This window comes from Paraburkholderia phenoliruptrix (genome assembly GCF_047325075.1).
Classification (GTDB): domain Bacteria; phylum Pseudomonadota; class Gammaproteobacteria; order Burkholderiales; family Burkholderiaceae; genus Paraburkholderia; species Paraburkholderia phenoliruptrix.
In genome coordinates, this window is the sequence record NZ_CP168531.1 from 1,544,620 (window position 1) to 1,560,109 (window position 15,490).

At 64.7% G+C, this 15,490-nt stretch carries 10 protein-coding genes, 1 tRNA gene and 1 pseudogene; 8 read left to right on the plus strand and 4 right to left on the minus strand.

What is annotated here, in order from left to right; all coding sequences use genetic code 11:
- Positions 1-317: 317 nt before the first annotated feature.
- Entirely contained in the window at positions 318-1,148 is an 831-nt protein-coding gene (locus ACEN8U_RS19180) for an undecaprenyl-diphosphate phosphatase (RefSeq protein ID WP_013589098.1), read from the plus strand.
- Between the two features lie 78 nt (positions 1,149-1,226).
- A tRNA-Arg gene (locus ACEN8U_RS19185) sits at positions 1,227-1,303 on the plus strand.
- Between the two features lie 142 nt (positions 1,304-1,445).
- On the opposite strand, the gene ACEN8U_RS19190 is transcribed toward ACEN8U_RS19185, so the two are convergent.
- Positions 1,446-3,023, minus strand: a complete 1,578-nt coding sequence (locus ACEN8U_RS19190) for an acid phosphatase (protein WP_015003348.1) — start codon at positions 3,021-3,023, stop codon at positions 1,446-1,448.
- 210 nt (positions 3,024-3,233) lie between these two features.
- On the opposite strand from ACEN8U_RS19190, the gene ACEN8U_RS19195 reads away from it, so the two are divergent.
- Positions 3,234-4,688 carry a cytochrome-c peroxidase gene (locus ACEN8U_RS19195; protein ID WP_041745609.1) on the plus strand — a complete coding sequence of 485 codons (1,455 nt, stop codon included), beginning with the start codon at positions 3,234-3,236 and terminating at the stop codon, positions 4,686-4,688.
- Positions 4,689-4,756: 68 nt separating this feature from the next.
- Here ACEN8U_RS19195 and ACEN8U_RS19200 read toward each other — a convergent pair whose 3' ends face one another.
- On the minus strand, positions 4,757-5,080 hold the full coding sequence (locus tag ACEN8U_RS19200; RefSeq protein ID WP_238558523.1) for a hypothetical protein: 324 nt from the start codon (positions 5,078-5,080) through the stop codon (positions 4,757-4,759).
- 143 nt (positions 5,081-5,223) lie between these two features.
- Here ACEN8U_RS19200 and ACEN8U_RS19205 point away from each other — a divergent pair, with 143 nt between their 5' ends.
- On the plus strand, positions 5,224-5,613 hold the full coding sequence (locus tag ACEN8U_RS19205; RefSeq protein WP_015003345.1) for a hypothetical protein: 390 nt from the start codon (positions 5,224-5,226) through the stop codon (positions 5,611-5,613).
- A gap of 109 nt (positions 5,614-5,722) precedes the next feature.
- A complete protein-coding gene (locus tag ACEN8U_RS19210) occupies positions 5,723-6,184 on the plus strand; it encodes an NUDIX hydrolase (protein ID WP_041746338.1) in 462 nt (153 codons plus the stop codon).
- Positions 6,185-6,311: 127 nt separating this feature from the next.
- Here ACEN8U_RS19210 and ACEN8U_RS19215 read toward each other — a convergent pair whose 3' ends face one another.
- Positions 6,312-8,021: a glutamine--tRNA ligase/YqeY domain fusion protein gene (locus tag ACEN8U_RS19215; RefSeq protein ID WP_013589092.1), complete on the minus strand. Its 1,710-nt coding sequence runs from the start codon at positions 8,019-8,021 to the stop codon at positions 6,312-6,314.
- A 452-nt stretch (positions 8,022-8,473) separates the two neighbouring features.
- Between ACEN8U_RS19215 and ggt the strand changes: the two genes are divergently transcribed.
- On the plus strand, positions 8,474-10,237 hold the full coding sequence (ggt, locus tag ACEN8U_RS19220; RefSeq protein WP_041745607.1) for a gamma-glutamyltransferase: 1,764 nt from the start codon (positions 8,474-8,476) through the stop codon (positions 10,235-10,237).
- A 130-nt stretch (positions 10,238-10,367) separates the two neighbouring features.
- Positions 10,368-10,928 (plus strand): annotated as a pseudogene (locus ACEN8U_RS19225) (RBBP9/YdeN family alpha/beta hydrolase).
- A 280-nt stretch (positions 10,929-11,208) separates the two neighbouring features.
- On the opposite strand, the gene ACEN8U_RS19230 reads toward ACEN8U_RS19225, so the two are convergent.
- Positions 11,209-12,429: a CaiB/BaiF CoA transferase family protein gene (locus ACEN8U_RS19230; protein ID WP_015003341.1), complete on the minus strand. Its 1,221-nt coding sequence runs from the start codon at positions 12,427-12,429 to the stop codon at positions 11,209-11,211.
- 376 nt (positions 12,430-12,805) lie between these two features.
- Here ACEN8U_RS19230 and alaS point away from each other — a divergent pair, with 376 nt between their 5' ends.
- Positions 12,806-15,430: an alanine--tRNA ligase gene (alaS, locus tag ACEN8U_RS19235; protein ID WP_015003340.1), complete on the plus strand. Its 2,625-nt coding sequence runs from the start codon at positions 12,806-12,808 to the stop codon at positions 15,428-15,430.
- Positions 15,431-15,490: the final 60 nt, after the last annotated feature.

The window sequence follows — 15,490 nt, forward strand, 5'->3', positions numbered from 1 at the left end:
CGGCTCGCCGCTGCGCTGCCCGACGCTCACGCGATGCATGGCTTGCAGTTCGTCAGCATGGTCCCCTCGCGAGCGCGCTGATCTCGCCTCGCGCCATTGGATGATTCAAGGGCCGCGACTGACGGGCGGCTCTTTCTGATGGGCGTTTCACGTCAAGATCCTGTCGGATCGTGACGCAGCGCGTCAAAATTTCCCCTAATACGGCCCAAACGCTTGGCGCTGACCTGGCAGCCAGGCATAATCGGTGCGCCTTTCGACGCGCCGGAAGTCGTTTGTGCGGCGCTCGTCCCCGACATTTTCCTTACAAGGACTGCCGCGTGAACCTGTCGTTTCTGATTTTCCTGAGCGTGCTGCAAGGCGTGACCGAACTCTTCCCGGTGAGCAGTCTCGGCCATACGCTGCTGGTGCCCGCATTGTTCGGCATGCATATCGATAAACACGCGCCACAGTTGCTGCCGTTTCTCGTCGCCTTGCACCTCGGCACCGCATTCGCGTTGCTGTGGTATTTCCGCGAGCGCTGGTGCGCGCTCGTGCGCGGCTTTTTCTCGTCGTTTGGCGGACGCCGCAATGACGACGCACACATGATGTGGGCGCTCATCATCGGCACGATTCCGGCCGGGCTCGTCGGGCTGCTGCTCGAAAAGCGGCTCGAACTGATTTTCCACGACCTGCGCATTGTCGCGATTGCGCTGATCGTCAACGGCGTGCTGCTGTGGCTCGGCGACCGCTTGCAGCGCTCGCGCGCGCATCAGGCGCCGGAGAAGATGAATTTCCGCCAGGCGTTTTTTGTCGGCCTCGCGCAGATCGGCGCGCTGATTCCGGGCTTCTCGCGCAGCGGTCTCACGATGATCGCGGGCAATGCAGCAGGCCTCACCGCCGAAAAGGCCGCGGAGTTTTCGTTCCTGCTCGGTACGCCGATCATTTTCGCGGCCGGGCTGCTCGAACTGCCGAAGCTCTTTCATGCGCCGGGCCAGCTTGCCGACGCGCTGCTGGGCGGCGTGCTGACGGCCATCGCCGCGTATCTCAGCGTGCGCTTCCTGATGCGCTATTTCGAGGGCCGCGGACGTCTCGCGTCGTTCGGCCTTTACTGCGTGATCGCGGGCATCGCGTTCCTCGGCTGGTTTGTGCTGCATCCGCAGCCGGTCTGATCATGCTGGGCGTGCCCGCCGTTTGCTGGCGTGCGGGCGGGTGCGGGGCGATCGGTTATAATCCGGGCCCAGCCTTGTGCGGCGGTAGCTCAATTGGATAGAGCACAGGTCTTCTAAACCTGAGGTTGTGAGTTCGATCCTCGCCCGCCGCGCCATTGTCTGCATGAAGAATCCCATCTACCGCAATTCGGTGATGGGATTTTTTATGCCCAATAAAAATGGGCAGCCGAAGCTGCCCGCCGAGAGCCGCCCGCGCGGGCGACTGTTGCTTACCGTTGTTGCCTCGCCATCACCCGTTCACTGCTTGATGTCGAGCGCCGCCGTCAGATCGCCCATCGGCTTGCCGCCGTTGGCGACGAGCGCCGCGTCACGCGCCGCGATGCCCGGCAGCGTCGGCAGCGAGAAGCGGTGCGTGATGAAGCGCAGAATCGAGGTCGTGTCGTACTGCGTGTGATCGACAAAACCCTTCTTCGCGAACGGCGAGATGATGAGCGCCGGAATGCGCGTGCCCGGACCCCAGCGGTCGGCCTTCGGCGGCGCGACGTGGTCCCAGAAGCCGCCGTTTTCGTCGTAGGTGACGACCACCAGCATGTTGTTCCACTGCGGGCTCTTCTGCAGATGCGAAATGACATCGGCAATGTGCTGATCGCCCGACGCGACGTCCGTATAACCCGGGTGCTCGTTCAGGTTGCCCTGCGGCTTGTAGAACGTGACTTGCGGCAGCGTGCCGCTGTCGATCGCCTTGATGAACTCGGAACCACTCAGGCCGCCGTCGAGCAGATGCTGCGTGCGGTTGGCGGTGCCCGGCGCGAGATCGGCGAAGTAGTTGAACGGCTGGTGATGCGGCTGGAAGTTAGGCGTGCTCAGATTCGCGCCGTAAATCACATTCGACGTACCGCTTTGTGCCGCCGACAACGCCGCGCCCCACGCGCCGCCATACCAGGCCCACGACACCTTCGCGTTGTTCAGCAGATCGCCGATATGCTGCTGCGTCTGCGCGGGCAATGTCGTCGCCGCGCCCGGATCGGCAAGCGTGGCGTCGCCGCCCGAAGCCGGCTTGTTGCCGCTCGGCTGATACGGCGGCTGCATCGTGTTGACCGCAAAGAAGTCAGGCGTGAGATTGCCGGACAGCACGAACTTGGGCGGACCGTTCAGCGCCGAAGCCGGCGAGTTCGACGCGAGCTTGAGCGTGACGCCGTCGCTTTGCACGGCCGAAATGGAGCCGGCTGCCGGGCTCTTGTCTGCATTCGGATAGACAGGCGTGCACGCGCACACGAGCCACTGGTGATTCAGGAACGAGCCGCCGAATGCGCCCATGAAGAAGTTGTCGGCGAGCGTGTATTGCTGCGCGATCTTCCACAGCGGCAGCTTGTCGGCATTGAGCGTGTAATGGCCCATGACGAGGCCGCCCGAATCCGCCCACGCGGCGAACTTGTCGTTCTTGCCGCCGTCGATCTGCATCTGGTTTTCATAGAAGCGGTGATACAGATCGCGCGTCGTCACGGTGATCGGCGTGTTGAACCCGTTGGGGTCGTCGATCGCGAACGGACTGTTGGGCAGATTGGCCGTCATCGCCTGCGTGACGACCGGCGTCACGCCGGTTTGCGTGAGGCCGTTCCAGACCTGCGGCAGCGTCGCGAGCGTCGAGCCGTCGCGGTCCAGCTGCTTCGCGGATGCCGCCGTGACGTTCTGCAAACCGTTCGCGCCCGGGAAGTTGCCGTACAGGTTGTCGAAGCTGCGGTTTTCCGCGTAGATCACCACCACGGTCTTGATCGACGTGATGTCGGGTTGCGTGACCTCGTTGCCGCCGCATGCATACAGGCTCAGCGCTGCGGCGATCGCCAGCGGCGTCGCGCAGATCAGTTTCTTGTTCATGTTGGGAGTTCTCTCTCTCGTTGGGGACGGGCCGCGTGCAGGGCATCGCTCGTTGACCGCGTGCGAAAGTGTGGCGACGCAATTTGACAGAACGATGTATTCATTACGGATCGCTTTGGGTCGGCGATTTCCGTCGGCTGGATGTCATGTCGACGACATACTGATGAAATACGCTCGCGAGCTTCGATATCGCACATTCACCACATTCCTATGCGACTCGGTCTGACGGGGATCCGAAAAACAGCAGGGCGTGCGACGGCGCCACGGCGCACCCAAGCGGGGGCCGCGCAAGGCGGGCGCGCCAGACCGGCGTCCGCCGGATTTGCGTTCGGGTTTTTGTGCCGGTTCGGCTTGGCGGCGGTGGCGGCGAGCGCCGGGCTCGCGGGTTGCGATTCGGGCGCGCCGGCTGTTGCCGCGGACGTGGGCGCGAGCGCCCAGCACGCGCCGGCGAATCCGCCTGCGGTGGCGATTGCCGCGCAGGCGCTGAAAGTGGTGGCCGCTCGCGAAGCGGCGCCGAACGGCGGTCAAACGCGCGCGCAAGTCTACGAATCGGTGCGCAAGATGACCGCGCTCGGCAAGCAATTGTTCTTCGACCCGTCGCTCTCCGGTTCCGGCAAGCTCGCGTGTGCGTCGTGCCACAGCCCGGACCACGGGTTTGCGCCGGCCAACGCGTTGTCCGTGCAACTGGGCGGCAACGACATGCATCGGACGGGCATGCGCGCCGCGCCGACGCTCAAGTATCTGCAAGCGGTGCCGGCGTTCGCCGAGCACTATCACGAGTCCGACGACGAAGGCGACGAGAGCGTCGACGCGGGCCCGACCGGCGGGCTCACATGGGACGGCCGCGTGGATCGCGGCGGCGACCAGGCGCGTATTCCGCTGCTGTCGTCGTTCGAGATGGGCAGTTCGCCCGCGAAGGTGAGCGCGGCGATCAAGGCCGCGCCCTATGCCGCCGATTTTCGAGCAGCATTTGGCGAACATATTCTGGATAGCGACGACGCGACCTTCAAGGCGGTTCTGCAGGCGCTCGAAACCTTCGAGCAGACGCCCGAACTGTTCTACCCGTACAGCAGCAAATACGACGCCTATCTGGCGGGCAAGGCGCAGCTCACCCAGGCCGAGCTGCACGGTCTGCAACTTTTCAACGACGAAAAGAAGGGCAATTGCGCGAGCTGCCACATTAGCCAGCGCAGCCGGGACGGCGCGCCGCCGCAGTTCAGCGACTTCGGCCTGATCGCGATCGGCGTGCCGCGCAACCGCGCGCTCGCCGTGAATCGCGATCCCCGTTTCTACGACCTGGGCGCGTGCGGTCCGGAGCGCACCGATCTCAAGGGACGCGCGGAGTTCTGCGGCATCTTCCGCACGCCGACGCTGCGCAACGTCGCGTTGAAAAAGAGCTTCTTTCACAACGGCATCTATCACTCGCTCGAAGAGGTGCTGCACTTCTATGCCGAGCGCGACACGAATCCCGGGAAGTTCTATCCGGTCGTGAAGGGCAAGGTGCAGAAGTTCGACGATTTGCCGAAGCGCTATTGGGCGAATCTGAACACCGAGCCGCCGTTCGACCGCAAGCCCGGCGACCAGCCCGCGTTCGACGAGGCCGAGATCAAGGACATAGTCGCGTTTCTGAACACGCTCACCGACGGCTACAAGGCAGGGCACTGAGTGAGGGCGCAGCGTCGCCCTGAACGGGCGACTGCGCGGCGGCATCGGGACAGCCGCGGCGAGCGGGTTCAGACTCGCGGGTCCGCGAGCATGCAATAACAGGCCGACAGTAGAAGCACAAAGGAGACGAGCAGGCACGCCACGCCGACGCGCGTCACGACGCTCGGCCAGCGTGGGCGCCGAAATCCGTCAATGCGAACGATCGGGCGCGCAAGACCGGGGTCGCGTCGAATCGCCACGGGCACCAGCGCGACGCACAGCAGCGCAAGTGCGACGGCGAAGATTTCCAGCGCAACGGACAATTCCATGATGAGGGGTTTGAAGTCATTCAGCGCGAGCGCGCAATACGGCCAATCATAGGAAGACGCCCCGGGCGGGGATATGGGAGTCATCCTAAAAATTCTCAGACGCTGTGGGGCAGGTCCACGCGTGCGTCCCGGCTGTCGCAAAGGGGCGTGCTATGCTTTTGGGGTCCAGATCACGAGCCGCAATTAGCGCGCGTGATCGCCCGAAACGTTTCAGAGGAGAACTCTTCATGTCGATGCGACACCGTGCCTTCCGTCAAGTCACCGCCGCGGCGCTTCTGCTTGGCGCGGCCATTGGCGCGCAAGCGGCGAACCTCGGCTTTCTCAGCGACACGCCGATCAGCTATATGAAACAGCGCGACGTCGACTCGATCAAGCAGGCTGTCTTTACCGCGCTCGACGAAAAGCAGGACGGGGAAAGCACCAACTGGGTCAATGAAGGCACCCGCAACAGTGTGAAGATCGACGCCGCCATCACCGTCGCGAGCACGTCGAAGGACGGCGAGCGCACCTGCCGCGACGTGGGCGTCGTGCTGAATGCGAAAGGGCAGTCCATGACGCTGCGTCCGCAGTTCTGCAAAGAGGGCGCCGGCAAATGGCAATTGCAGAAAAAGCGTTGAGCATGCGCGCAGTCGCGAACACGCGCGCGGGCGGTCGCGGGGCGCCTCTGCGAGTCGCGCGCCGGACCCGGCCGATGTGGTCGTTGTGGTTGTTGTGGCCGGTGCGGTGATGAGCCCGCGGGTCGTCTCGTGCGGTATCGTGCTGCTCGATCCCGAAGGACGCGTGCTGCTCGCGCACGCGACCGACACGTCGCACTGGGATATTCCGAAAGGCCACGGCGAAGAAGGCGAGGCGCCGGCGGTCACCGCTTTGCGCGAGATGATCGAGGAGACCGGAATCGCGCTCGCGCCCGAGCGTCTGAAAGACCTGGGCCTGTTTGTTTATCGGCGCGACAAGGATCTGCACCTGTTCGCGGCGCGCGCCACCGCCGATGAGCTCGACCTGGGTTCATGCACGTGCACGTCGCTGTTTCCGCGCCGCTCGGACGGCACGCTGATCCCCGAGATGGACGCGTATCGCTGGACTGCGCCCGACGAGGTGGAAAAGTACGCGAGCCGCAGCCTCGCGCGGCTCTTTCAGACAACGCTTTCGCTCACCGAGCTGCATCGGTCGCTGCATTCGTCTCTGTAGCGACGCTCACGACCCGCCCGAACGGCGAAGCCAGCCCGCGCAAAGAAAAAGGCGTGCATCCGATAAACGCGATGCACGCCCTCTTCGGTCATCCGACGCGCGACTCGCGCGCTGAGTCCTTAGCCGTTCAAGCCGGCTTGCCCCAACTGTCGCGCAAGCTAACGATCCGGTTGAACACAGGCTTGCCCGGCTTGGAGTCGACGCGGTCCGCGACAAAGTAGCCGTGCCGTTCGAACTGATAGCGCTGCTCGGGCAGCGCGCCGTGCGCGCCCGGCTCCAGGTAGGCGTTGACCACGCGCTTCGAGTCCGGGTTCAGCGCTTCCAGGAAGTCGCGCCCGCCCGCGTCCGGTTGCGGCTCCTTGAACAGGCGGTCGTAGATGCGCACTTCGGCCGGGCACGCGGCTGCCGCGCTGACCCAGTGGATGTTGCCCTTGACCTTGTAGTTGTTCGCGCCTTCCGTGCCCGACTTACTGTCCGGGAAGTAGTTGCAATGCACCGCGACGATGTTGCCGTTCTCGTCCTTCTCCGCACCCGTGCACTCGATCACATAGCCGTAGCGCAAGCGCACCTTGTTGCCCGGGAAGAGACGGAAATAGCCTTTCGGCGGCGTTTCAGTGAAGTCGTCGCGCTCGATCCACAGCTCGCGCGAAATCGGAAACTCGCGCACGCCCTGTTCCGGATGGTGCGGATGCACCGGCGCGCTGCACGGCTCGGTGAGGCCTTCGGGGAAGTTGTCGATGACGAGCTTGAGCGGGTCCAGCACGGCCGCAATGCGCGGCGCCTTTTCGTCGAGATCGTCGCGCAGCGCGCCTTCGAACACGCTCATGTCGATCCACGAATCGACCTTGGTCACGCCGATGCGCTCGCAGAACAGCTGGATCGACTCGGGCGTGAAGCCGCGCCGACGCACGCCGACGATGGTCGGCATGCGCGGGTCGTCCCAACCGTCCACGTGGCCTTCGGTCACGAGTTGCAGCAGCTTGCGCTTGCTGGTGATCGCGTAGGTCAGATTCAGGCGCGAGAATTCGATTTGCTGCGGCAGCGGGCGCGTGAAAATGCCGGCTTCGGCGAGCTCGTTCAGAATCCAGTCGTACAACGGACGGTGGTCTTCGAACTCCAGCGTGCACAGCGAATGCGTGATGTTTTCGAGCGCGTCCGAAATGCAGTGCGTGTAGTCGTACATCGGATACACGCACCATGTGTCGCCGGTACGGTAGTGATGGGCGAAGCGAATGCGGTAGAGCACCGGATCGCGCATATTGAAGTTCGGCGACGACATGTCGATCTTCGCGCGCAGCACGTGCTCGCCTTCCTTGAACTCGCCGGCCTTCATGCGGCGGAACAGGTCGAGGTTTTCCTGCACGGAGCGTTCGCGGAACGGCGAGGGCGTGCCGACTTCGGTCGCGGAGCCGCGGTTCGCGCGCATTTCTTCCGCCGACTGGCTGTCCACATACGCCTTGCCGCGCTCGATCAGCAGCTCGGCGAATTCGTACAGCTTGTCGTAGTAGTCGCTCGCGTAATAGAGGTGCTCCTTGCCGTCTTTCTGCCATTCGAAGCCGAGCCAGCGCACGGCGTCGATAATCGAGTCGACGTATTCGACGCTTTCCTTTTCCGGATTGGTGTCGTCAAAACGCAGGTGGCACACGCCCCCGTAGCTGCGCGCCACGCCGAAGTTCAGGCAGATGCTCTTGGCGTGACCGATGTGCAGATAGCCGTTCGGCTCGGGCGGAAAGCGCGTTTCGACGCGTTGGCCCCACTTGCCGGAGCGGTTGTCGTCGTCAATGATGTTGCGGATGAAATTGGATGCCGCTGGCGCGTCGTTGCGTTCGGTATTCATGCGAGGTGGTGAAAGTCTGTCGGGGGCGCGCAGTGCGCCCACTTATCCGGTAATTCTACCTGACGAGGCTCGATGCGACAGGCGAGTGCGGCGTGCAACCGACGCTCGAGCGGCTCGGGTGGGGGTTTTGAGGCCGACGTGGACGCGCCGCGGCCACGCGGCGGCGCGCGGATGGGTGCTGTAACAGGAGGTAAATCGGTTTGTTCCGGCGCGGCCCGGCGACTTAGGATGCGTGCGGCGTGCGGCGTGCGGCGTGCGGCGTGCGGCGTGCGGCGGGTGGTTGCTGCGTTTTTTTTCGCGCCCGTTCTCGCGGGCGGTTGCCCCTGGAGCTTGCCGCCCTCGACGGCGCCTCGGTGAGCCGTCGCACTCGCGCGGACGCTAATATGGCGCCTCAGTTTGCCTTCGGTTTCCCTCGCTTTACTGCCAGTCTCCCTCAGTGCCGGAGTTTTCGGATGTCAATGCCGACGCACGACGCGCCTCGCGCGCCCGATGTCTTCACTTCTTTCGCCCGACGCCTCGCGCTCGCCGCGCTGTGCGCGACCTTTACCGCCGGTGTGCTCGCGCCTGCTCCGGCGCTTGCGAAGACCGCGCTGCCCAAGGCCGTATTCGCAGCATCCGCGGTCGCGACGCCGGACCGCTACAGCGCCGACGCCGCCCAGCAGATCTTCGCTGCCGGCGGCAACGCGGTCGATGCGGCTGTGGCCATCGCCTTCACGCTCGCCGTGACCCGCCCCGACGCGGGCAATCTGGGCGGCGGCGGATTCATGACCCTCTTCGTCGACGGCAAACCGTATTTCCTCGACTATCGCGAGCGCGCGCCGCAACAGGCGACCCGCGACATGTATCTCGACGACAAGGGCAACGTCGTGCCGGGCATGAGCGCAGTCGGCCATCGCGCGGTGGCCGTGCCGGGCACCGTCGACGGCATGTGGCAGGCGCAGCAGCGTTTCGGCAAGCTGAAGTGGAAACAGGTGCTCGCGCCCGCGATCCGTTACGCCACGGAGGGCTTTCAGGTCGACCCGTGGCTACAGCAGCGGCGCGACGCCACGGCGAAGACGTTTGCCGGCAAGACCAATTTCGATGCTTATTTCGCGAGCCTCAAGGCGGGGGCCATGTACCGCCAGCCTGAGCTCGCGCAAACGCTCGCGCGTATTGCGAGCGACGGTGGCCGTGAGTTCTACGAGGGGCGCACCGCGGATCTGATCGCACAGCAGATGTACGGCCATGGTCTCGTGACGAAGGCCGATCTGCTGCAGTACAAGGCCATCTGGCGCCAGCCGTTGTCGGCGAACTGGAACGGCTACCAGGTGCTGAGCGCGCCGCCGCCCGGTTCGAGCGGCGTGGGATTGATACAGATGCTGAAAATGAAAGCCGATCTGAAGCAGGCTTTCGACGGGATTGAGCTGAATTCGGCGCCCTATATTCATCTCGTCGCGCAAATCGAAGACCGCGTGTTCGCTGACCGCCAGCAGTACCTGGGCGACCCGGACTCGTCTACATTGCCTGTCGACAAGCTGCTCGACGACGCCTACCTCGCACAACGCGCCGACGAAGTCAAAGCCGACGAAGTGCCGGGCGCGGCGCCGGTCAAGCCGGGCTCGGGCGAGGCGGCGCCGGAAAAGGCACAGACCACGCACTTCTCGGTGGTGGACAAATGGGGCAACGCGGTGTCGAACACCATGACGCTCGACGGCGAATTCGGCTCGGGCGTCGTGGTCGACGGCGCGGGCTTTCTGCTCAACGACGCGATGGACGACTTCGTCACGAAGCCCGTCGCCGTGAGCGCGCCGGGCGGGAGCGGTGCGAGCAGTGCCGATCTCAACAGCGTGTTGCCGGGCCGCCGTCCGCTTTCGTCGATGACGCCGACCATCGTCCTGAAGGACAACAAAGTGTCGCTCGTGATCGGCACGCCGGGCGGCTCGCGCATTCTGACCTCGATCTTCCAGGTCATGACCGACCTTTACGACTTCAACATGACGCCCGCCGACGCGCTCGCGGCGATGCGCTTTCACCATCAGTTGCTGCCGCAAAAGACGATCTACTTCGAGCCGTATCGTCCGATTGGCGGCGAACTCGCCGCGCAGTTGCAAGCGATGGGCTACGCGCTGGAAGGTCAGTCGTTCAACGGCGACGTGCAGATGATCCGCATCGAGGGCACCACGCCCGAGCCGGCTTCCGATCCGCGCGGCATCGGCGTGTCCCGCGTGATACCTTGATCACGCTCTCAGCGGCAGCCGGTCACGACGGTGGTCGCCGCCTTGGCGGTCCTGGCGGTCTTGCCATCTGTTTCCGCGCAATTGAACTCTTCGCGACGGCAACGCTAAAAACAACACTACGGGGAACATCATGAACGCACGAAAACCACACGTACTGGTGCTGCCGGGTTACCAGAACTCGGGCGCCGGCCATTGGCAGACTCGTTGGGAGGCGCTCGATCGGTCATTCACCCGCGTGCAGATGCCCGACTGAGATCATCCCGTGCGCGACGCATGGTGCCGCGCGCTCGACACCGCGGTGGCCGCCGCCGACGCGCCGGTGCTCCTGGCGGCTCACAGCCTGGGCTGCCTGACGACCGCCTTCTGGGCCGCACAGTACGCGAGCGCCGCGCAACTCGCCAAGGTCGCCGGCGCGCTGCTCGTGGCCGTACCCGACCCGGCGGGGCCGCATTTTCCGCAGGATGCGAGCGGCTTCGCGCCGTTGCCGCTCGCGCGCTTGCCGTTTGCGAGCATCGTCGTTTCCAGCGCCGACGATCCCTACGGCGGCGTGCCGTTCTCGCAATCGTGCGCACACGCATGGGGCAGCCGCTGGCTCGACGTGGGCGCGCGCGGACACATCAATGCGGACAGCGGACTCGGCGACTGGGACGAGGCGCGCGGATGGCTCGCCTCGCTCGGCAACCCGGTCTGAAAAGGCCGCGACGGAGCGCGAGGCGGGTGGTGGGGTAGTCGGGTCGTCAGGCTGGCCCGCGGCGGGCGCACGCCAGCGAACTGTTATTACGTCATGGACCGGCGAGTTGCGGTGGGCCGCCGTGCGCCGGGAGAGCCGACAAAGCCGAAGAGCCGACAAAGCCGAGGAGCGGAGGAGCCGAGGAGCCGAGGAGCGGAGGACCCGAAGAGCCGAGGAGCCGGGAGAGCCACCTGCTTCCCTCTGACCCGCGGCTCCCCGCCACGCCGACGCCCGTTCAGCCTCAAATCACCGCCTGCGCGCGCAACGCCGCGATCCGTTCGTCGTCGTAACCGAGCATCTCGCGCAGCACGCTTTCCGTGTGTTCACCCAGCGTTGGCGGATGCGTCAGCGCCTGCGGCGGCGTGCCCGTCATATTGATCGGGTTGCGCACCAGCTTGACCGTGCCGCCGGACGGGTGCGGCAGGTCCACTTGCATGCCGCGCGCCACCACCTGCTCGTTTCCGAACACTTCCGCGAGATCGTTGATCGGCCCGCACGGGACGCCCGCGGCTTCCAGCGCTGCGATCCATTGCTGCTTGCCCTGCAGGCGGACCATCTCGGCGAGAATCGGCACAAGCACGTCACGGTGACGCACACGTGCCGGATTCGTCGCGAAGCGCGCGTCGTCGGCGAGTTCCGGGCGTTGGCCGACCTCGACGAACTTGCGGAACTGCCCGTCGTTGCCGACCGCGACGATGATCCAGCCGTCGCTCGTCTGGAACGTCTGGTACGGCACGATGTTCGGATGCGCATTGCCCCAGCGCACTGGCGGCTGACCGCTTGCGAGGTAATTCGAATTCATGTTGGCGAGCATCGCGACCTGCACGTCGAGCAGCGCCATGTCGATATATTGACCCTCGCCCGTGCGGTCGCGGTGCGTGAGCGCGGTGAGCACTGCGATGGTCGAATACATGCCGGTCATCAGGTCCGCAATCGCCACGCCGGCCTTTTGCGGACCGCCGCCCGGCTGGCCGTCCCGCTCGCCGGTAATGCTCATGAAGCCGCCGATGCCCTGCACGATGAAATCGTAGCCCGCGCGCTGCGCATACGGTCCGGTCTGCCCGAAGCCCGTCACCGAACAGTAGATCAGATCGGGCTTCACCTCTTTCAGCGACGCGTAGTCGAGTCCGTACTTCTTCAGCTGACCGACCTTGTAGTTCTCCAGCACCACGTCGCTTTGCGAGGCCAGTTCGCGAATGATTCGCTGCCCTTCGGGCGAGGCGATGTCCACGGTCACCGAGCGCTTGTTGCGGTTCGCCGCGAGGTAGTAGGCCGCCTCGCGCGTGTCCGCGCCTTCCGGCGTCCGGAGGTACGGAGGGCCCCAGTGGCGCGTGTCGTCGCCCACCTGCGGGCGTTCTATCTTGATGACGTCCGCACCGAAATCGGCAAGCGTCTGCGCGCACCAGGGGCCGGCGAGCACCCGCGTGAGGTCCAGTACGCGGATATGACTAAGAGCGCCCATGTCTGCAAGTGTCTCCCATGTAAGCGGTCGGCGCGCGAGGCGCCGCGGATGTGGGCCATCTTAAGCGATTCGCGCGGGCCGGCGCAGTCGGCCGAACGTCATAGGACGATTCAGACGCGACTCTCGCGGCGGTATGCCGGAAGCGCCACCGCATGCACGACAGCCGGATCGGCTCACCACACCGGCGACGGCGGGTATCTTCAATCAGCCCGGCAAACTGCCCGGCCCGACCTGGCCGAATGGCCAGCAAGCCCGCGGCGCTGCCGCGCAAGGGCGCCGATCCCGTATAATCAGTCGTTTAAGAAACAAACAGTTGGCGCATCTCACGATGCCGCCGGTAAAAGTCAGGAATAGTCAGGACCGTCCCCCGCACGCCATGAAAGCCGCCGAAATCCGCGAGAAATTCCTCAAGTTCTTCGAATCGAAGGGCCATACGATCGTTCGCTCGTCGAGCCTTGTGCCCGGCAACGACCCGACACTGCTCTTCACCAATTCGGGAATGGTGCAGTTCAAAGATGTGTTCCTCGGCGCGGAATCGCGTCCGTATTCGCGCGCCACGACCGCGCAGCGCAGCGTGCGCGCAGGCGGCAAGCACAACGACCTGGAAAACGTCGGCTACACCGCGCGTCACCACACGTTCTTCGAAATGCTGGGCAATTTTTCGTTCGGCGACTACTTCAAGCGTGACGCCATCCACTATGCGTGGGAATTGCTGACAGGCGTCTACCAGTTGCCGAAAGAAAAGCTGTGGGTGACCGTCTATCAGGAAGACGACGAAGCGCACGACATCTGGGCAAAGGAAGTCGGCGTGCCGGTGGAGCGCATCATCCGTATCGGCGACAACAAAGGCGCGCGCTACGCGTCGGACAATTTCTGGCAAATGGCCGACACCGGCCCGTGCGGACCGTGCTCGGAAATCTTCTACGACCACGGCCCGGAAGTGTGGGGCGGCCCGCCGGGATCGCCTGAGGAAGACGGCGACCGCTACATCGAGATCTGGAATCTCGTGTTCATGCAGTTCAATCGCGACGCGCAAGGCAACATGACGCCGCTGCCCAAGCAGTGCGTCGACACCGGCATGGGCCTCGAGCGTATTGCTGCCGTGCTGCAGCACGTGCACAGCAACTACGAGATCGATCTGTTCCAGGCGCTCATCAAGGCTGCGGCGCGCGAAACGGGTGTGAGCGACCTCACGAACAATTCGCTGAAGGTGATTGCCGACCACATTCGCGCGTGCTCGTTTCTGATCGTCGACGGCGTGATTCCCGGTAATGAGGGGCGCGGCTACGTGCTGCGCCGTATCGTGCGTCGCGCTATCCGCCATGGCTACAAGCTGGGCAAGAAGGGCTCGTTCTTCCATCGCATGGTGGCCGACCTCGTCGAGCAGATGGGGAGCGCCTATCCGGAACTGAAAGACGCGCAGCAGCGCGTGACCGACGTGCTGCGTCAGGAAGAAGAGCGCTTCCTCGAGACCATCGAACACGGCATGTCGATTCTCGAAAACGCGCTGGCCGAGCTCGAAAAGAAGGGCGGCAAGACGCTCGACGGCGAGCTCGCCTTCAAGCTGCACGACACGTACGGTTTCCCGCTCGACCTGACGGCGGACGTGTGCCGCGAGCGCGAAGTGACGGTCGACGAAGCCGCGTTCGACGAAGCTATGGCGCGTCAGCGCGAGCAGGCCCGCGCGGCCGGCAAGTTCAAGATGGCGCAAGGCCTCGAGTACTCGGGCGCCAAGACCACGTTCCACGGCTACGAGGAAATCGTCTTCGACGACGCGAAGGTCGTCGCGCTGTATGTGGACGGCGCGTCGGTGCAGGAAGTCGCGCAGGGTCAGCAGGCTGTGGTGGTGCTCGACCACACGCCGTTCTACGCCGAGTCGGGCGGCCAGGTCGGCGACCAGGGCCTGCTCGCCAACGCGAGCGTGCGCTTTGCGGTGGTCGACACGCTAAAGGTTCAGGCCGACGTGGTGGGTCATCACGGCACGCTGGAGCAGGGCACCCTGAAAGTGGGCGACGTGGTGAAGGCTGAAATCGACGCGGTGCGCCGCGCGCGCACGGCTCGCAACCACTCGGCCACGCACCTGATGCACAAGGCGCTGCGCGAAGTGCTCGGTTCGCACGTGCAGCAAAAGGGCTCGCTCGTCGACCCGGACAAGACGCGGTTCGACTTCGCACACAACGCGCCCATGACGGACGAACAGATTCGCCGCGTCGAGGAAATCGTCAACGCGGAAGTGCTGGCCAATGCGCCGGGCATCGTGCGCGTCATGCCGTTCGACGAAGCGGTGAAGGGCGGCGCGATGGCGCTGTTCGGCGAAAAGTACGGCGACGAAGTCCGCGTGCTCGACCTGGGCTTTTCGCGCGAGTTGTGCGGCGGCACGCACGTGCATCGCACCGGCGACATCGGCCTTTTCAAGATTGTGATGGAAGGCGGCGTGGCGGCGGGTATTCGTCGCGTGGAAGCCATCACCGGCGATAACGCGGTGCGCTTCGTGCAGGACCTCGATGCGCGCATCAATGCCGCGGCGTCGGTGCTGAAGGCGCAGCCGTCCGAGCTCACGCAACGCATCACCCAGGTCCAGGACCAGGTGAAGCAGCTGGAAAAAGAATTGAGCGCGCTCAAGTCGAAAATGGCGTCGAGCCAGGGCGACGAACTGGCCGGCCAGGCGATCGAAGTCGCCGGCGTGCAGGTTCTCGCCGCCACGCTGGAAGGCGCCGACGTGAAGACGCTGCGTGAAACGGTCGACAAGCTCAAGGACAAGCTGAAGAGCGCGGCGATCGTGCTCGCTTCCGTTGAAGGCGGCAAGGTCAGCCTGATTGCCGGCGTGACGGCGGACGCGAGCAAGAAGGTCAAGGCCGGCGAGCTCGTCAACTTCGTGGCGCAGCAGGTAGGCGGCAAGGGCGGCGGCCGGCCGGACATGGCTCAAGCCGGTGGCACGGAGCCCGCGAATCTGCCGGCAGCGCTTGCCGGCGTGAAGGGCTGGGTCGAAGCGCAGCTTTGAATCGCTGCTTTAAATCGCTGCCAGGTCGGGGCTTGGGCGCCGGCCGACAATGGCCTGTTG